This is a genomic window from Inquilinus sp. 2KB_23, assembly GCF_052115705.1.
In the GTDB taxonomy this organism is placed as follows: Bacteria; Pseudomonadota; Alphaproteobacteria; order DSM-16000; family Inquilinaceae; genus Inquilinus; species Inquilinus ginsengisoli_A.
The window spans coordinates 97,290-114,987 of sequence record NZ_JBFRHF010000011.1 but is presented as its reverse complement, the minus strand read 5'-3'; the positions used below and the strand labels follow the sequence as shown (position 1 = coordinate 114,987).

18 protein-coding genes are annotated in these 17,698 nt (G+C 69.6%); 13 read left to right on the top strand and 5 right to left on the bottom strand.

Going from position 1 to position 17,698, the window contains the following annotated elements:
• The first annotated feature begins 197 nt into the window (after nucleotides 1-197).
• From AB4112_RS16030 to AB4112_RS15980, 11 genes are all read left to right on the top strand, one after another.
• Complete coding sequence (locus AB4112_RS16030) at nucleotides 198-704, top strand: MucR family transcriptional regulator (RefSeq protein WP_441720972.1); 507 nt, start codon at nucleotides 198-200, stop codon at nucleotides 702-704.
• Nucleotides 705-759: 55 nt separating this feature from the next.
• On the top strand, nucleotides 760-1,461 hold the full coding sequence (locus AB4112_RS16025; protein WP_441720970.1) for an MBL fold metallo-hydrolase: 702 nt from the start codon (nucleotides 760-762) through the stop codon (nucleotides 1,459-1,461).
• A gap of 100 nt (nucleotides 1,462-1,561) precedes the next feature.
• Nucleotides 1,562-2,269: an aspartate/glutamate racemase family protein gene (locus AB4112_RS16020; RefSeq protein WP_441720967.1), complete on the top strand. Its 708-nt coding sequence runs from the start codon at nucleotides 1,562-1,564 to the stop codon at nucleotides 2,267-2,269.
• Nucleotides 2,270-2,514: 245 nt separating this feature from the next.
• The gene (locus tag AB4112_RS16015) at nucleotides 2,515-4,179 is read left to right on the top strand and encodes a TIGR04028 family ABC transporter substrate-binding protein (protein WP_441720965.1); all 1,665 of its coding nucleotides are present in this window, start codon (nucleotides 2,515-2,517) and stop codon (nucleotides 4,177-4,179) included.
• A 34-nt stretch (nucleotides 4,180-4,213) separates the two neighbouring features.
• Nucleotides 4,214-5,158, top strand: coding sequence for an ABC transporter permease (locus tag AB4112_RS16010; protein ID WP_441720963.1), 945 nt, complete (start codon nucleotides 4,214-4,216; stop codon nucleotides 5,156-5,158).
• Nucleotides 5,155-6,057, top strand: coding sequence for an ABC transporter permease (locus AB4112_RS16005; protein ID WP_441720960.1), 903 nt, complete (start codon nucleotides 5,155-5,157; stop codon nucleotides 6,055-6,057). Before AB4112_RS16010 ends, AB4112_RS16005 begins: the two co-directional genes overlap by 4 nt.
• On the top strand, nucleotides 6,054-7,700 hold the full coding sequence (locus tag AB4112_RS16000) for a dipeptide ABC transporter ATP-binding protein (protein WP_441720958.1): 1,647 nt from the start codon (nucleotides 6,054-6,056) through the stop codon (nucleotides 7,698-7,700). The genes AB4112_RS16005 and AB4112_RS16000 overlap by 4 nt, the downstream gene beginning before the upstream one ends.
• A complete protein-coding gene (locus AB4112_RS15995) occupies nucleotides 7,697-8,764 on the top strand; it encodes a putative FMN-dependent luciferase-like monooxygenase (protein WP_441720955.1) in 1,068 nt (355 codons plus the stop codon). Before AB4112_RS16000 ends, AB4112_RS15995 begins: the two co-directional genes overlap by 4 nt.
• A gap of 42 nt (nucleotides 8,765-8,806) precedes the next feature.
• Complete coding sequence (locus AB4112_RS15990) at nucleotides 8,807-9,406, top strand: CMD domain protein (RefSeq protein ID WP_441720952.1); 600 nt, start codon at nucleotides 8,807-8,809, stop codon at nucleotides 9,404-9,406.
• Nucleotides 9,407-9,416: 10 nt separating this feature from the next.
• Nucleotides 9,417-10,022 (top strand): alkylhydroperoxidase domain protein, encoded by a 606-nt coding sequence (locus AB4112_RS15985; RefSeq protein ID WP_441720949.1) that lies wholly within the window; start codon nucleotides 9,417-9,419, stop codon nucleotides 10,020-10,022.
• Between the two features lie 18 nt (nucleotides 10,023-10,040).
• Nucleotides 10,041-10,784, top strand: a complete 744-nt coding sequence (locus AB4112_RS15980) for a VOC family protein (protein WP_441720946.1) — start codon at nucleotides 10,041-10,043, stop codon at nucleotides 10,782-10,784.
• Nucleotides 10,785-10,827: 43 nt separating this feature from the next.
• On the opposite strand, the gene AB4112_RS15975 is transcribed toward AB4112_RS15980, so the two are convergent.
• Entirely contained in the window at nucleotides 10,828-11,205 is a 378-nt protein-coding gene (locus AB4112_RS15975) for a DUF427 domain-containing protein (RefSeq protein ID WP_309793116.1), read from the bottom strand.
• Between the two features lie 158 nt (nucleotides 11,206-11,363).
• On the opposite strand from AB4112_RS15975, the gene AB4112_RS15970 reads away from it, so the two are divergent.
• On the top strand, nucleotides 11,364-13,598 hold the full coding sequence (locus AB4112_RS15970) for a copper-transporting P-type ATPase (RefSeq protein ID WP_309793117.1): 2,235 nt from the start codon (nucleotides 11,364-11,366) through the stop codon (nucleotides 13,596-13,598).
• A gap of 271 nt (nucleotides 13,599-13,869) precedes the next feature.
• On the opposite strand, the gene AB4112_RS15965 is transcribed toward AB4112_RS15970, so the two are convergent.
• The 4 genes from AB4112_RS15965 to AB4112_RS15950 all read right to left on the bottom strand — a co-directional run bounded on the left by AB4112_RS15965 (nucleotide 13,870) and on the right by AB4112_RS15950 (nucleotide 16,885).
• Nucleotides 13,870-15,540, bottom strand: coding sequence for a recombinase family protein (locus tag AB4112_RS15965; protein WP_309793118.1), 1,671 nt, complete (start codon nucleotides 15,538-15,540; stop codon nucleotides 13,870-13,872).
• Nucleotides 15,537-15,812, bottom strand: a complete 276-nt coding sequence (locus AB4112_RS15960) for a hypothetical protein (RefSeq protein WP_309793119.1) — start codon at nucleotides 15,810-15,812, stop codon at nucleotides 15,537-15,539. Before AB4112_RS15960 ends, AB4112_RS15965 begins: the two co-directional genes overlap by 4 nt.
• Before the next feature lie 161 nt (nucleotides 15,813-15,973).
• Nucleotides 15,974-16,381: a hypothetical protein gene (locus tag AB4112_RS15955; RefSeq protein ID WP_309793120.1), complete on the bottom strand. Its 408-nt coding sequence runs from the start codon at nucleotides 16,379-16,381 to the stop codon at nucleotides 15,974-15,976.
• A 228-nt stretch (nucleotides 16,382-16,609) separates the two neighbouring features.
• Nucleotides 16,610-16,885 (bottom strand): helix-turn-helix domain-containing protein, encoded by a 276-nt coding sequence (locus tag AB4112_RS15950; protein WP_309793121.1) that lies wholly within the window; start codon nucleotides 16,883-16,885, stop codon nucleotides 16,610-16,612.
• Nucleotides 16,886-17,050: 165 nt separating this feature from the next.
• Between AB4112_RS15950 and AB4112_RS15945 the strand changes: the two genes are divergently transcribed.
• Entirely contained in the window at nucleotides 17,051-17,689 is a 639-nt protein-coding gene (locus AB4112_RS15945) for a hypothetical protein (protein WP_309793122.1), read from the top strand.
• The last annotated feature ends 9 nt before the right edge of the window (nucleotides 17,690-17,698 follow it).

Below are 17,698 nucleotides of genomic sequence, written 5' to 3'. Positions count from 1 at the left end.
CCCCACAGACATTCTCCCAGGGGCCACCTCCCGTAGTGTTCGCTGGTGAACCGGTCGGGATGCCGGGTCCGACCAAGGACCTGGAGACAGAGCGCCGGGACCGCAGGGAGCCCCGTCTCGTCGAGGACTTCGCCTAGTCCACGAGCGGGTTCGTCCGAGCCGATCCAGACTTTGCCCATCTCCCGTGGAGAATGTTGATGAACGACAACCAGCTCGCTGCCGGTGAAACCCAGGCGACAGACAAGATGCGGCCCCTCACCACCCAGATCGTCACCGCCTATCTCTCGCACAACAAGGTCTCGAGCCGGGATCTTCCGGACGTCATCCGCCAGGTCCATGACGCGCTCCACGACCTCGATACGACGGCCCGACCGGCCTCGAACCAGCTGAAGCCCGCGGTGCCCGTGAAGAAGTCGGTGATGCCGGACTACATCGTCTGCCTCGAGGACGGCCGGAAGCGGAAGCTGCTGAAGCGCTACCTGCTGGCCACATACAACCTGACCCCGGAGGCCTATCGCCAGCGCTGGGGGCTGCCGGCCACCTATCCCATGATCGCCCCGAACTACGCCAAGCAGCGCCGGACCTACGCCATGGCGATCGGCCTCGGCACCTATGACCGCTCGGAAGCCACGGCGCCCGACGCGTCGAACGAACAGCCGGCCGAGGCGCCGCGCCGCGCCCAGATGCGTTCGGCGGCTGAATGATCGAGGCCGATGCAGGCAGGACGGCGGCGAGTCGGGATGCTGCGGCTGAGAGACCATGGCGCCCAAGCTGATCGCGCCCGGCCTCTACGCCATTCCCGTCGGCGCGATGAACACCTTCCTGCTCGATTCGTGCAGGGGCTGCACCCTGATCGACACCGGCTTCCCGGGCAGCGCGGACAGGATCCTGCGGGCGATGCGGCAGATCGGGAAGCAGCCATCCGATCTCCGCCACATCGTCCTGACCCACGCCCATCCCGACCACATCGGCAGCCTCGCCGTGCTGAAGGGGGCGACCGGGGCGGTGGCCTACATGCACCCGCTCGATGCCCCGATTGCGATCGCCGGGACCGGGTTCCGTGCCGTCCACCCGGCGCCGGGCCGGCTGACCGGCCTGATGTTCCGGCTGTTTGTCCGGCCGGTCGACGCGATCGCGCCGGCCACCGTCGAACACCAGGTCCGCGACGGCGAGACCCTGCCGATCGCCGGGGGCCTGACGGCGATCCACGTTCCCGGCCACTGCGCCGGACAGCTGGCGTTCCTGTGGCCGCAGCATGGCGGCGTGCTGTTCGCGGCCGATGCCTGCAGCAACCTGCCGGGCCTGGGCCTGAGCCTGGGATACGAGGATCTCGAGGAGGGCAGACGCAGCCTGGGCCGGCTGGCGGCGCTGGATTTCCAGATCGCCTGCTTCGGGCATGGCGGCGCCATCCTGCAGGACGCCTCCGCCCGGTTCCGCAGGAAGTGGGGGTCGGGACCGTAGAGGGGGAGCGGACTGGAAAGCCCCGCCGGCCTCGGCGATACTCCATGGGACGTCCGCCGCGGCCGCGCGGCCCCACTCCGCCTCATGGAACCCGACCGTCATGCCCGACCACATCGGCATCGTGGGCTGCTCCGCCGAAGGCGCGGCGCTGTGCTACCGCACCATCTGCGCCGAGGGCGCGCAATTGCTCGGCCCGCACGCCCACCCTGAGATCTCGATGCACACGCCGTCGCTGGCCGACTATGTCGCCTGCCTCGAACGCGGCGACCGGCAGGGCGTGGCCGCGCTGATGCTGGACTCGGCGGCCAGGCTGGCCCGGGCCGGCGCCGACTTCCTGATCTGCCCGGACAACACCATCCACCAGGCGATGCCCGACGTCCTGCCGCGGTCGCCCCTGCCCTGGCTGCACATCGCCGAGGTCGTCGCCGACGAGGCCGTGGCGCGCGGCTTCCGGCGCCTCGGCGTCACCGGCACCCGCTGGCTGGTCGACAGCGAGGTCTATCCGGACAAACTGACGACGGTGGGGCTGGAGTTCCTGCGCCCGACCGACGCCGAGCGCGACGAGACCAACCGCATCATCATGGACGAGCTGGTCTACGGCGTGCTGAAGCCCGAGGCGGTCGCCGCCTTCCAGCGGGTGATCGGGCGGATGAAGGACCAGGGCTGCGACGCGGTCATCCTGGGCTGCACCGAGATCCCGCTGATCATGAACGACGGGAACTCGCCGTTGCCGACGCTCGATTCCACCCGCCTGCTGGCCCGGGCGGCCCTGCGCCGCGCGGTGCAAGGCGCCGCAACGCCGACCTGAACGCACCGCAAGATAAAGCCGTCCGCAGGGCGAAGCCCCGGCTCGCCTGCGGCTTCGCTTCATCATAAATAACACTATTAATACGTATATATTGGTTATAAACTTTTCTTGCATGGTAAATTATATCTAATAATATCTATCTCTCGTTGTTTCGGGCAATCGCCGGATCAAAGGCGGGACTCGGCACATCACACGCGGCTGATACACATATTTTTCTTGCGGAAATCGCAGCGCCGAGTCCGGCGATGAGGGGGACCATCGTGCCGATCAACCACCGTCTCAGAACCACCGCCGGAGCTGTCGCCGCCCTGCTGTCGACGATGCTGCTCGCGGCCCCGTCATCGGCCGCCGGCGATGCGGACACGCCCGTCACCGGCGGCACGCTGGTCTATCTCGAGCAGCAGCCCCACACCAACCTGTATCCCCCGGCGGGCGGGTTCTATCCGAATGGCGGCGTGCTGAACCAGATCACCGACAAGCTGACCTGGCAGGATCCGAAGACGCTGAAGATCGAGCCGTGGATCGCGGAATCCTGGACCGTCAACGCCGACGCCACCGAATACACCTTCAAGATCCGCAGCGGCGTCACCTTCTCCGACGGCACGCCGCTGGACGCCAATGCGGTGGCGAAGAACTTCGACACCTATGGCAAGGGCAATGCCGCCCTGAAGCAGCCGGTGTCGGAGGTGATCAACAACTACGACCACAGCGAGGTGGTCGACGCGCACACGGTGCGCTTCTTCTTCAAGAAGCCGTCGCCGGGCTTCCTGCAGGGCACATCGGTGATCGGCTCCGGCCTCGTCTCGCTGGCCACCCTGGCGCGGCCGTTCGAGGAGCTGGGCGACGCGACCAGGATCATCGGGTCCGGCCCCTTCGTGGTCGAGAGCGAGACCCTGGGCAAGGAACTGACCTTCAAGGCCCGGGCGGACTACAACTGGGGGCCGGCGCCGCTGGCGCATCAGGGCCGCGCCTATCTCGACGGCATCAAGCTGATCGTGACGCCGGAGGACAGCGTCCGGATCGGCGCGCTGCTGGCCGGCCAGGCCGATTTCATCCGCCAGGTCCAGGCCTATGACGAGCCGCAGGTGAAGGACCAGGGCTACCTCGTCTATGCCGCGCCGACCCGCGGCGTGAACAACAGCGTGGTGTTCCGGCCGGACAATCCGCTGGTGGCGGATGTGCGGGTGCGCCAGGCGCTGCTGCACGCCACCGACGCCGACGAGATCGTCGGCACCCTGTTCTCCGACAACTATCCGAAGGCGACCTCGGTCATCGCCTCGACGGCGCAGGGCTATGTCGACCTGTCGGCCAAGCTGACCCATGACGAGGCCGAGGCGAAGCGGCTGCTCGACGAGGCCGGCTGGACCGTCGGCGCCGACGGGCTGCGCCAGAAGGACGGGCGCGAGCTGGTGCTGACCGCCTATGAATCCCTGCCGCAGCCGCAGAACAAGGAGACGCTGCAGCTGGTGGCCCAGCAATGGGGCCGCGTCGGGGTCAAGCTGAACGTGCTGGCCGGCGATGCCGGCAGCGCCACGGTCGACAATCTCGACCCGGAGAAGACGCCGGTGTCGCCGGCCATGGTCGGCCGCGCCGACCCCGACGTGATCAAGAGCCAGTTCTACCCGACCAACCGCGACGTGCTGCGGCAGAAGGGCGGCGCCAGCACCAAGGTGAAGAGCTTCGTCGACGACAAGCTGAACGGCCTGCTGGTGGCGCTGTCGTCCGAGCCGGACACGGCCAAGCGGCTGCAGATCGTCGCCGAGGTCCAGGCCTATGTGCTGGACCAGGCCTATGCCATCCCAATCTTCGAGGAGCCGCAGGCCTTCGCCGGCGCGCCCTACGCCAAGGGCGTCGCCTTCGAGGCGGTCGGCCGCCCCAGCTTCTACGGCGCCTGGCTGGCGGCGCACTGAGCCGCAGCGGATCCCGGATCGCGCAGGAGGCCCGATGTCCAGATATCTGATCGGCAGGGTGGGACAGGCGGTGGTGGTGCTGTGGGCCGCCTTCACGGCATCCTTCATCCTGCTGCAGGCCCTGCCGGGCGACGCGATCCTGATCAAGTTCCAGAATCCGGATCTGGGGTTGAGCCCGGTCCAGATCGCCGAGATCCGGGAATCCTACGGCGCCGACAGCCCGGTGTGGGCGCAGTATCTGCACACGCTGGGCAATTTCCTGACCGGGGATTTCGGCTATTCGGTCCAGGCCGGCGTGCCGGTCGGCGACGGCCTGTTGGCCAACCTGCCGCCGACCTTCCGCCTGGCCGCCTTCGGCTTCGCGCTGGCCGTGCTGCTGGCGGTGGCGATCGCCGCCCTGTCCAGCCTCGCGTCCTTCTCCTGGCTGCGCTCCGTCCTCCAGGCCCTGCCCTCGCTGTTCGTGTCGGTGCCGACCTTCTGGCTCGGCATCATGCTGATCCAGCTGTTCTCGTTCCGGCTGAAGCTGATCCCGGTGATCAATCCCGGGCCGTGGGAAGGCCTGATCCTGCCGATGGTGACCCTGGCCATCCCGATCTCGGCGCCGTTGGCCCAGATCCTGGTGCGCAACATCGACGAGGTGCTGACCCATCCCTTCGTGGCGGTGGCCCGGGCCAAGGGCGCGTCGCGGGCCTGGGTGCTGTGGCGCCATGTGGCGCGCAACGCGTTGCTGCCCACCCTGACCATCGCCGGCGTGCTGTCGGGCGAGTTGCTGGCCGGCGCCGTGATCACCGAGACGGTGTTCGGGCTGAACGGCCTGGGCAGCATGACCGAGCACGCGGTGCGCAACCAGGACACGGCGGTGATCCAGGCCGTCGTCGTGCTGTCGGCGGCGGTGTTCGTGGCCGTCAACCTGGCCGTGGACCTGCTGGTCCCGGTGCTCGACCCCCGTCTCAGATCCAGGCTGGGAGCCGCCGCATGACCACGCTGCACACCGCCGACCGCACGCTGCTGCCTTCGGATGAGGGGCTGGAGGTCCGCGCCTCGGTCGCGCTGCCGGCCGACCGGCGCCGGCGACCGCTGCTCGGCCGGTTGCAGCCGGGCCTGCTGCTGTCCTGGCTGGTGATCGCCATCGTCGCGCTGTGGGCCATCGCCCCCGGCCTGTTCACCAGCTACAGCGGCATAGCGGGCGTCCCGCGCGAAAAGCTGCGCCCGCCCAGTATCGAGCACATCCTGGGCACCGACGCCCTGGGCCGGGACGTGTTCGCCCGCATCGTCCATGGCGCGGTGAACTCCCTCTCCGGCGCCTTCGTCGCGGTCGCCGTGGGCCTGATCGTCGGCACCGCGATGGGCCTGGTCGCGGGCTCGGCCGGCCGCCGGATCGACGATGTCGTCATGCGCATCGTCGATGTCCTGCTGTCGGTCCCGGCCCTGCTGCTGTGCCTCAGCATCGTCATCCTGCTGGGCTTCGGCACCATGAACGCGGCGATCGCCGTCGGCCTGACCACCATCGGGCGGTTCGCGCGGCTGTCGCGGTCCGAGGTGGTGCGGGTGCGGCGGACCGACTATGTCGAGGCCGCTTTCGGCAGCGGCGGCAGCTTCGGCGCGGTGCTGTGGCGGCACATCCTGCCGAACTCCCTGACCTCGGTGATCGCCCTGTCGGCGCTGCAGTTCGGCACTGCCATCCTGTGGCTCTCGACCCTCGGCTTCCTCGGCTACGGCGCCCCGCCGCCGACCCCGGAATGGGGGCTGCTGATCGCCGAGGGCCGCAACTACATCGCCACCGCATGGTGGCTGACCACCGTGCCCGGGCTGGTCGTGGTGCTGGTCGTGCTGTCGGCCAACCGCATCGGCCGGTCGCTCGGGCGGGAGGCGGCATGACCGGCGAAGCGCTCCCGGTGCTCGAGGTCGAGAACCTCAGCGTCTCCTACCGCGACGGCCACAACGGCGCGCAGCGCGTCGTCGACGGGGTCGGCTTCCGGATCCTGCCGGGCGAAGTCGTCGCCCTGGTCGGGGAATCCGGCTCGGGCAAGACCACGACCGCCCAGGCGGTCATCGGCCTGCTGGCCGAGAACGGCCGGCTGGACCATGGCGCGATCCGGCTGGCCGGGACCGACATCTCCGGCTGGTCGCAGAAGCGGCTCGACGCCATCCGCGGCGCCCGGATCAGCCTGATCCCGCAGGATCCCGGCAGCTCGCTGAACCCGGTCAAGACCATCGGCGCCCAGGTCGAGGAGATCCTGACCATCCACCGCCGCGGCGACCGCGCGACGAACCGGGCCCGGGTGATCGAACTGCTGGGCCGCGTCGGCCTGTCCGACCCGGATTTGCGGGCGACGCAGTATCCGCATGAGCTGTCCGGCGGCATGAAGCAGCGCGTGCTGATCGCCATCGCCATCGCGCTGCAGCCGTCCCTGATCATCGCCGACGAGCCGACCAGCGCGCTCGACGTCACCGTGCAGCGGCGCATCCTGGACCTGATCGACGAGCTGCGCCGCGAATACGGCACCGCGGTGCTGCTGGTAACCCATGACCTCGGCGTCGCCGCCGACCGGGCCGACCGGCTGGTGGTGCTGCAGGGCGGCCGCATCCAGGAGCAGGGCCCGACCGCCGAGGTCCTGGCGGCGCCGCGCAGCCCCTACACCCGGCAGCTGCTGGCCGACGCCCCATCCATGGCGAAGGCCGAATTCCGCGGCCCGCGGCCCCAAGCCGGCGCCGATGACGCCATCGTGGTCGAGGCCCTGGTCAAGGACTTCGCGTCCGGCGGCCGGCGGGGCGAACCGTTCCGGGCGGTCGACGGCGTGTCCTTCGCGGTGCGGCGCGGGACCACCCACGCCCTGGTCGGCGAATCCGGGTCGGGCAAGACCACCACGGTGCGCGCCGTGGTCGGCTTCCAGAAGCCCAGCTCGGGCCGCATCCTGATCAACGGCACCGATCCGGCGACCCTGAAGGGCGAGGCGTTGCGCCGGTTCCGCCGGACCATCCAGCTGGTCTACCAGAACCCGTTCGGGTCGCTCGACCCGCGGCAGAGCATCTTCGAGATCATCGAGGAGCCGCTGCTGAACTTCGACCGGCTGCCGAAGGCCGAGCGGGCGGCCAAGGTGCAGGACATGCTCGACCGGGTCGGGCTGCCCCGGGCCGTGCTGACCCGCCGGCCGCGAGCCCTGTCGGGCGGCCAGCGGCAGCGCGTCGCCATCGCCCGCGCCCTGGTGCTGGACCCCCAGGTGCTGGTGCTGGACGAGGCGGTCTCCGCCCTCGATGTCACCGTCCAGGCGCAGATCCTGGCCCTGCTGGACGAGCTGCAGAAGGAGCTGGGCCTGACCTACCTGTTCATCTCCCACGACCTCGCCGTGGTCCGCCAGATCTCCGACACCGTGTCGGTCCTGCACAATGGCCGCCAGGTCGACAGCGGCACCGTCGAGGATGTGTTCCTGCGCCCGGGCAGCGCCTACACGCGCGAGCTTCTGGACGCGATACCGGGGTCGGCCCGTTCGCCCGGCGGCAAGGTCCCCGTCCCGGCATGACCCAAGATCACGAAGGCACGACAGCAGTGAACGCAAAACGGCTCGGCTTCTTCACCCGCCTGCTCGACGAGGCCAGCGCCGGGGAGCGCTATCGCCTGGCGACCGAGCAGATCGTCGCGGCGGAGCGGCATGGCTTCGATTCCGCCTGGGTCGCCCAGCATCATTTCCACGAGGCCGAGGGTGGGCTGCCGGCGCCGCTGGTCTTCCTGGCGCAGGTGGCGGCGCGAACCTCGCGGATCCGCCTCGGCACCGGCATCATCACCCTGCCGCTGGAGAACCCGGTGCGGGTGGCCGAGGACACCGCGGTGCTGGACCTGCTGTCGGGCGGACGGCTCGAAATCGGCCTCGGCACCGGCGGCACGCCCTCGGCCTTCGCCGCCTTCGGCCTGGACAGCGCCGAGCGTTCGGAGATTTTCGGCCGGCACCTGCGCGTGCTGCTCGACGCCTGGGGCGGCCGGCCGCTCGACGGCGGCGACACCCGGCTGTACCCCGCGGCGCCGCAGCTGCTCGGCCGCCTGTGGCAAGCGACCTTCTCGGTCGCCGGCGGCGCCCGGGCCGGCGCGGCCGGCGACGGGCTGATGCTGTCGCGCACCCAGCCGCGCCCGGCCTCCGCCCCCGACGCGTCGCTCGCCGACCTGCAGAACCCGATCGTCGACGCCTATCTCGCGGCGCTGCCCGCCGGAATCGAGCCCCGCATCCTGGGATCGCGCAGCGTCTTCGTCGCCGATGACCGCGCCGAGGCCCGGCGCTTCGCCGAACGCGGCCTGCGCCGGCAGGCCGACCGCTTCGCCGCCGCCGGGCGCGGCGCTCCGGCCGACACGCTGGACGAGCTGATCGCCGCCTTCGACGTGCATCTCGGCACGCCGGAGGAGGTGATCGCCTCGCTGGCCGCGGACACCACGCTGGAGCGCGTCACCGACCTGGTGGTCCAGGTGCATTCGGTCGACCCGCCGCACCCGCTGATCCTGCGCTCGATCGAGCTGGTCGCCCAACAGGTGGCGCCGGCCCTGGGCTGGGCGCGCCGGGCCGCCACCGACGGAATCCGGGTCGCCGCGGCACGCTGAGCGCCGCCCGGCCACCCCACGAACACTGGAAGGATGGAAACCATGACCGCACCGACGGCCGATGTCATCGACCTGCTGGCCGGGATCGAGCCGGGCTCCCGCCTCGACGGCATCCGGGCGCAGCGGCCGACGGCCCGGGAGAATGCGCAGAAGAGCTGGCTGGCGCTGTTCGAGCCCGAGATCCCCGGCACCGTGACGGCGCTGGAGCGCCGCGCCGTCGCCGCCTTCGTCGCCGCGCTGCACCGCGAGCCGGCGCCGGCCGGCTTCTACGCCGACGCCCTGGTCGGGCAGGACGGTTCCGCCGCCATTGCCGCCGCCTTGGCGGCGGAAGCGGAGCGTGGGGCGGCGACCGGCCCCTATGGCCATTACCCCGCCGGCCCCCTGAGCGTCGAGGATGTGTCCGGTCCGGTCCACCGGGTCGCGGACGACTCCCGGCGCGTCCTCGGCCCCCGCCTGACCGCGGCGCTGGAGCACACCCATCTGCTGGTGTTCCGGCCGCGCGACGCCAGTGCCGCCGCGCTGCAGGCGCTGCTCGACGCCGGCTGGTCGACCACCGACATCGTCACCCTGTCGCAGCTGGTCGCCTTCCTGTCCTTCCAGATCCGCGTCGTCGCCGGGCTGCGCGCCCTGGCCGCCGCCTGAGGCATCGATCATGACCGAGACCGTCCTCACCTATCCCGATGGCCATCCGCCCGTCGCCTTCACCCAGGCCGAGCTCGACTGGCTGCCCTGGCTCGAGCCGTTCCCGGCCGACCAGCTGACCGAACGCCACTGGGCCGGGCTGGTCGATGCCGCCCGCGCCAAATCCGACTATTTCCGGCTGCTGGTGCGCGACCCGGACGTGCTGCAGGCGCGGACCAGGACCGACAAGGACATCTTCTACAACCCCGAGGGCGGCCTGCCGCGCGCAGAGCGCGAACTGGCCGCCGCCGCGGCCTCGCGCCTCAACGGCTGCATCTACTGCGCCTCGGTCCATTCCCGCTTCGCCACCACCCATTCCAAGCGCGGCGAGGATGTCCAGCGCCTGCTGGACGAGGGCGTCGGCGCCGACCTCGGCGAACGCTGGAACGCGGTCGTCGCTGCCTCGGCGGCCCTGACGGCGACGCCGCCGGCCTTCGGGCCCGAGCATGTCGAGCGGCTGCGCGCGGCCGGGCTGGACGATGCGGCGATCGCCGACGTCGTGCAGGGCGCCGCCTTCTTCAACTGGGCCAACCGGCTGATGCTGTCGCTGGGCGAGCCGGACACGCGCGCCGCGTGAGGCCGAAGGAGAGCTGATATGGGATTGTCGCTCGACCATGTGGTGATCGCCGTCCGCGACCTGGACCGGACCATCGCCGACTACACGACGCTCGGCTTCACCGTGACGGTGGGTGGGGAGCACACCGGCGGCGCCAGCCACAACGCGCTGATCGTCTTCGCCGACGGCGCCTATATCGAGCTGATCGCCTTCAAGCGGCCGAATCCGGAGTTCCGCTGGTGGCGGGTGCTGGACGAGGCCGGCGACGGCTTCGTCGACTATGCCCTGCTGCCCGGCGACATCGCCGCCGATGTCGCGGCGGCCAAGGCGCGCGGCCTCGACCTCGACGGCCCGAACGACGGCGGCCGGCTGCGGCTGGACGGGGTGCGGCTGGACTGGCGCACGGCCCGGGCCTCGACCTCGGACCTGCCGTTCCTGTGTGGCGACGTCACGCCGCGCGCCCTTCGGGTGCCGGAAGGCGATGTCCGGCGCCATGCCAACGGCGTGGTCGGCGTCGCCGCGATCGAGATCGCGGTGGAGAATCCGCAGGTCAGCGCCTGGCGCTACGGCGCCCTGCTGGGCACCCCGGCCGACGCCGCCGCCCCGATCGCCCTCGGCAATGCGTCGATCCGCCTGGCCGGCCCCGAGCGGGCTGCGGCGGCCCTGGCGGCGCGGGGCGAGGCGCCGGTGTCACTGCTGCTGCGCACAGCACCCGGCAGCGCCACCGGCGATTTCGACCCGGCGCTCAGCCACGGCGCCCGGCTGACCCGGATCGCCGAATAGGTGACGGCTCCGCGCAGGCGACCGCGCGGAGCCGCTCCAACCCTCAGGGCTGCTCCGAGATCGCGTCGACCCGGTCGGGGTAGAAGGCGAGGTGGTCTTTGATCGCGGCGACGGCCTCGTGGGGCGCCTCGTAGGTCCAGATCGCATTGGCCGACCGCTCGCCGCCGCCGGGGATGCTGTAATAGGACGCGTCGCCCTTGTAGGGGCAGTAGGTGCTGTGGTCGGTGCGCTGCAGCAGCGCCATGTCGGCATCCTGGCGCGGGATGTACAGGACCGCCGGATACGAGGCCTCGCGCAGCGTCAGCGCCGCCCGGGTGTCGGCGACGACGCGGCCGGCGACCGTGACGACGACGCGGCCCGGATTCGGCGCGATCGTGATCGGATGGTCCGGACCGGGGATCTTGATCGGCTTTTCCGCCATGACTTCGATTTCCTTCAGCTTCGGGCTGTCTCGAGGACAGGTTTGGATATGGGGGCGCCGCGGGGCTGAAGCCACCCCCATTCCGGGCCGTCCGGCATCTTGACCTTCCAGGAACTGGAATCCCCATCTCTCTGAAAACACAGTGACGAGAGCCGACGATGGGCCACCCAGACCACGACCATTCCAGCCCTCATCACGGCCACGCCGGCCATGGCCATTCGATGGCCGCCCATGGCCATGCGGTGAAGGACCAGGCCCCGGCTCCGGCCGGGACCATCTACACCTGCCCGATGCATCCGGAGATCCGGCAGGAGGGCCCCGGCAACTGCCCGATCTGCGGCATGGCGCTGGAGCCGGAGCGGGCCACGGCGGAGGCCGGCCCGAACCCCGAACTCATCGACATGACCCGGCGGTTCTGGATCGGCCTCGTTCTCACCATCCCGGTCCTGCTGCTGGAGATGGGTGGGCATCTGCTCGGGATCGACGTCGCCCGGTGGATCGGCGCCCGCGCCGCGGTCTGGGCCCAGCTCATCCTCGCCACGCCGGTCGTGCTGTGGGCGGGATGGCCGTTCTTCGTGCGCGGATGGCAGTCGATCGTCCGGCGCAGCCTAAACATGTTCACCCTGATCGCGCTGGGAACCGGCGCCGCCTATCTCTACAGCCTGGTCGCGACCCTGGCGCCCGGCCTGTTCCCCGACGGCTTCCGCGGCATGGACGGCATCGTCGCGGTCTATTTCGAGCCGGCGGCGGTGATCACCGTCCTGGTCCTGCTGGGCCAGGTGCTGGAGCTGCGGGCGCGCGAGCGCACCGGCGGCGCGATCCGGGCCCTGCTGGATCTCGCGCCCAAGCTGGCGCAGCGCGTCCGCGACGACGGATCGGATGAGGAGATCCCGCTCGAACACGTCCATGTCGGCGACAGGCTGCGCGTCCGGCCGGGCGACAAGGTGCCGGTCGACGGCGTGGTGGCCGAGGGCCGCAGCGTGATCGACGAAAGCATGATCACCGGCGAGGCCATCCCGGTCGAGAAGTCGACCGGCGACAAGGTGGTCGGCGGCACCATCAACGGCACCGGCGGCTTCGTCATGCGGGCCGAGCGGGTCGGCGGCGAGACCGTGCTGGCCCGCATCGTCGAGATGGTGGGCCAGGCCCAGCGCAGCCGGGCGCCGATCCAGCGCCTGGCCGACCGGGTCTCCGGCTGGTTCGTGCCGCTGGTGGTGCTGATCGCGGTGCTCGCCTTCGTCGCCTGGGCGGTCTGGGGTCCCTCCCCTGCCCTGTCCTACGGCCTCGTCGCCGCGGTCTCGGTGCTGATCATCGCCTGCCCCTGCGCCCTCGGCCTGGCCACGCCGATGTCGATCATGGTCGGGATCGGGCGCGGCGCCCGGCTCGGCGTGCTGATCAAGGACGCCGAGGCGCTGGAGCGGCTCGAGACCGTCGACATCCTGGTCTTCGACAAGACCGGCACCCTGACCGAAGGCAAGCCGCGCCTGGTCCGCATCGCCGCGGCGCCGGGCCGGGACGAAACCGACCTTCTCCGCCTCGCCGCCGGGCTCGAACGCGGCAGCGAGCATCCGCTGGCCGCCGCCATCCTGGCCGGCGCGGCGGAACGCGGCGCGGCGCCGGCGCCGGTGGCGGAGTTCCGGTCGCTGACCGGCAAGGGCGTCGCCGGCCGCGCGGACGGCCGGGAGGTCGCGCTCGGCAATGCCGCCCTGCTGCAGGAGCTGGGCATCGCCGCCGGGCCGCTGGCGGCCGAGGCCGAGACGCTGCGGCGCGACGGCTCCACGGTGATGCACCTGGCCGTGGACGGCACCGTCGCCGGGCTGATCGTGGTCGCCGACCCGATCAAGCCATCGACCCAGAGCGCGCTCGCAGCGCTGCGCGCCGAGGGAATGCGCATCGTCATGCTGACCGGCGACAGCCGGACAACGGCCGCGGCGGTGGCCGGCCGACTGGGCATCGACGAGGTCGAGGCCGAGGTGCTGCCCGAGGACAAGGGCGCGATCGTCCGGCGTCTCAAGGCCGAGGGCCGGGTGGTGGCGATGGCCGGCGACGGGGTGAACGACGCCCCGGCCCTGGCCGAGGCCGATGTCGGCATCGCCATGGGCACCGGCACCGACGTGGCGATCCAAAGCGCGCATGTGACCTTGGTGAAGGGCGATCTCGCCGCCATCGCAAGGGCCCGGGCGCTCAGCCAGGCGACCATGGGCAACATCCGCCAGAACCTGGTCTTCGCCTTCCTCTACAACGCGGTCGGGGTGCCGGTGGCGGCCGGGATCCTCTACCCGGCCTTCGGCCTCCTGCTGAGCCCGGAGATCGCGGCGGCGGCCATGGCGCTGAGCTCGGTCTCGGTGATCGCCAATGCGCTGCGCCTGCGCGTGGCCCGGCTCGACGGCTGAGGCCTCTCGATCGGGCGCTTCACGAAGGGGAGTGGCGAGCCGGGTGGAAGCTAAAGATCCTCAATGAATCAACAGCTTGTCGTCTACAAACCTCAGTTCGGGGCCTGCAGCAAATCAATGGGTTAGAAACACATTCACAAACCCTGCCGCCCTTCGAAACCTCGGCATCTCGCCCTGCCCCGAACGAGGCCGCCATGACGCCCTACTGCAGTACACGGATGAACACTGCACCTTCGTTCGATGCACCCCAGTCACTCGTGGTGCGCCCGGATCAGTGCAGGTTCAAATCGATCGCAGGTTCAAATCGGGGACCCGCAACCGCGGTTGTTATCACTTCGGGCCGGGGCGGCGGCCGGCGGCCGGCTGCGAAGTCGAGGATAGCCATCAATTCGCCGCTTAGCCGGGCCTTGACCACTCCCCTGCCCTCGCCCGGTGTCAGCACCACCTGCCCCACCAGCGACCGGATCGCCTCCGCCGCTTCGTCCCGGGTCTCGGGATGTGCCAAGGTCTCCGTGAGTTCCCGCACCTTCCGCCGATAGATCTCAGCCACGTTCGGATGCACATCCGGGATGTCGGCCGGCGCCTCGTTGAGTCGGGCCTCGATGTCGGCCTTCTGTCGCTCCAGCTCGTTCATGCGTGCCTTGATCGACGGCTGGTACATGCCGTCCTCGATTGCCTGCATGATGCCGCGGATGCCGCGCTCGATCCGGATCAGGGCGGCACGATCCGCCTCCTCCCGCGCCCTCCGCTCATGGTTCTCGTGGTTGGTCTGCTCGACACAGGATCGCACTGCCTCTGCCACCGCTTCAGGCGAGATCAGCTTATCGGTCAGGCCGGCCAGCACGCGCTTTTCAATCTTCTCCCGCATGATCGTCCTTGAGTTATCGCAGCGCCCACGTCGGAAGTGCGCGAGGCAACCGTAGCGGCCCGCGGCCATGATGCCGTACTTGCCGCCGCAGCAGCCGCAGATGAGCAGACCCGACAGCAGAAAGGCCGGACGGCGCAGGCTGTGCATTGTCTTCGCCCGCGCCTTGCGCACCGCGATCGTGGTCGCCTCGAACTGTTTCGCCAGGACGGCCTGCCGCGCCTTCACGGCCTGCCACAGCTCATCGCCGACGATGCTAAGCGCCGGCACTTCGGTGCGGATCCACTTCGCCTCTGGGTTCGGCCGCGACACCCGCCGGCCGGTGGTCGGGTCCTTGACGAAGTGAAGCCGGTTCCAGACCAGCGCCCCGGCATAAAGCTCGTTGTTGAGGATGCCAGTACCGCGGGAGGCATGGCCCCGAATGGTGGTGTCGGCCCACTCCCGGCCAAGTGGCCCGGGGATGCCGTCAGCGTTCAGCCCGGTCGCAATCGCATGCGGCGAGCGGCCGGCCGCAAACTCCCGGAAGATCCGCAGGACCACAGTGGCCTCGGCCTCGTTGATCCGCCGCTCACCACGGAGCGGGTCGCCCTCGGCATCGGTGCGCTTGACCACGTCATAGCCATAGCAGAGCCCGCCGCCGGACCGGCCCTTCTCCACCCGGCCGCGGATGCCGCGATGAGTTTTCGCCGCGAGGTCCTTCAGGAACAGGGCGTTCATCGTGCCCTTGAGCCCGACATGCAGCTCCGTGATCTCGCCCTCCGCCAGGGTGACGATGCGCACGCCAGCGAAGCGGAGGTGCTTGAAGAGGATCGCCACATCCGCCTGATCCCGGCTGATCCGGTCGAGAGCTTCGGCCATGACCACCTCGAAGCGGCGGCGCTGCGCCGCCTTGAGCAAGGCCTGGATGGCGGGCCGCTGGATGATGCTGGCGCCTGAAATAGCGGGGTCCTGGTAGGTGCAGGCCACGACCATGCCCTCACGCTCAGCCTGCTCCCGGCAGATGCGAAACTGGTCCTCGATCGAGGCGGCGTTCTGGCTGTCGTCGGAATAGCGGGCGTAAAGGGCAACCTGGGTCATATCTCGTCTCTCCCCTGGTCTGATACGTTCGGCCGGTTGTCATTGGCGGCCTCGGCCCGGAGCAGCTCCCGCGCGATCTGCCGGCCGATGGCCCAGGCGATCACAAGCAGGCGTGGATCAATCCTGCCGGCTTGGCCGGCATTGTCGTTGGCGGGCGGTGCTTGGCCGGCCCGTTCCCAGTCCGATTCCATCGCCGATCTCCTGCCGCAGCTCGGCATCAGGCGAACATCGAACCGGGACAACAACCGGTCAATACGGCTGCCGGCCTTCACGGATACTCAACTCCGCGATCATGCATGATGATAGCAGAAGATCGCAGGTCGACGCGCAACCGGCCGAATACATTCTGGAATATATTCGAGAGTGCATCGGTGAATGCACCCGCTCTTCTACCTGCCGGGCCACATCGAGCGCGACCCGGCAGCATCGAACTTCACCACGGCGCTTCGGCATAGCCCGGCAGCTTTGTAATCAGCGCCCGGGCCATCTGAGAGCCGAAGTCGTAGGCCAGGCTCTCTTCCCAATCCTCGCATTCGCAGGCTTGGTACTCGAAGCAGGCCAAGCGCTTGGCAGCTCGACCGGGCGGCACAGGGCGCCAGGTGAAGCGATTGGCCCCGACTGCGGCCTCGTACTCCGCTGCCTCCTCGGTGCCGGACAGTCGGTAGCGATGAATGACGGAGCGGATGTTCTCGGCCCAGAGCATCCGGCCGAAATCGTTGGCGTTCTCGTGGTTCACCTGTCGATAGCCTCGGTCGGTCACGAGGCGGGCGCGGATCTCCAGATCGATGGCAGCCGAGACCAGTTCGTCGATATGCTCCTGGACGACGACGAAAGCGGACATTGGCAGTCTCCCCTTGCTTCGCGGCAGCGGGTTGATGCCGCTGCATCAACCCCTGCCCGTCCGGCGAGGACCGGGGAGTGGGGGCAAGGGCGCCGGGACCAGAGCCACGCGCAGCCGCGGGAGCGCACGCGACGCGGCGAGCATGGCGAGGACCCGCCCCTTGCAGGGCGAGGGGCAGAGCCCTTCGCCCCTCCTGCGCCTTGGGAGCCTATGTCGCTCGATCCGCCGCTACGGCCGGACCGGCTTCTTGATGCGAATGCCGGGAACCTCGCCGTTAGTGAACTCGATGCCGGCATTCTCCAGCGCCGCCCGGATCCGAGCTCGCATTTCGTCACTGACCTTAAGAGTTTGCTCGCCATCGCTTTCGCTGCGCTTGATCGTGGGGACCGACACGCCCGCCGCACGAGCTAATTCGGCTTGAGAGATCCCAAGGAATCCGCGCGCCGCCCTAATCTGGCCTGGTGTTATCACTTTCCTCTTGATCCCAAAAGGATCAACGGGCATGATCCCGTTGGTATCAATCCCTCTTATGGCAGAATTGCCGTGTGAGCAACCGCTTGCGCGCGTTCGTCGAGTGAGGATTGATCAGCGGTCTAGGACAGGCGGCCGGACGAGGTGCGGAAACACCCCGCCCGGCCTGACCACAATCCAGCTTCAGGGAGCCGGATCATGGCTGATTCCGACGATATCACGACTTTGCCTGCGCTCAGCCGCCGCGACCTGCTCGGCGGCGCCACCGTCCTCTCGATCAACGCAGCCGATGCCCGGCGCCGCGGCGCCAGCTCCGATCCAGTACTCGATCTCTTCCAGGAATGGCGGGCTCTCGATGCCGAGCTCGATGCTTGGCAGGACGATTGGCAGAAGAAGGAGGGCGTCCTGCTCCGTACCGTCGGCATGCCGCGCGTGATCGTACCAGTTCCGGGCGAGGCGGAGCCGGTTTCGGCCTGCGAGCCGGCAGAGATCGACGCGCTGCTGGAGGACCTGCCGGGGACGGAAGAGCTTCGGCAAAGGCTGCACCGCGAGTTCGCGGCTCACCGGCGCCGCTGGGAGATGGCGGCGGCGGCAATCGGGTTCGGTCCAGCGGAAGAACGTGTCAATCTCGCCTGGGACCGCTGGGACACGCTGACCGAAACCATCTGGCAGGTGCCAGCCGGAACGTTGGCCGGCATGGCTGCCAAGCTCGCCATGGTGCTCTCCATCGGTCAGTCTCGGTCGGATGACGACGAGTTCCCCTGGCCGCCGCTTCGATCTGTTCTCGCCGACCTGCAGCAGCTCGTAGAGTTGCCAGTCAGTTTGGACCCGACGTGACGTCAATGG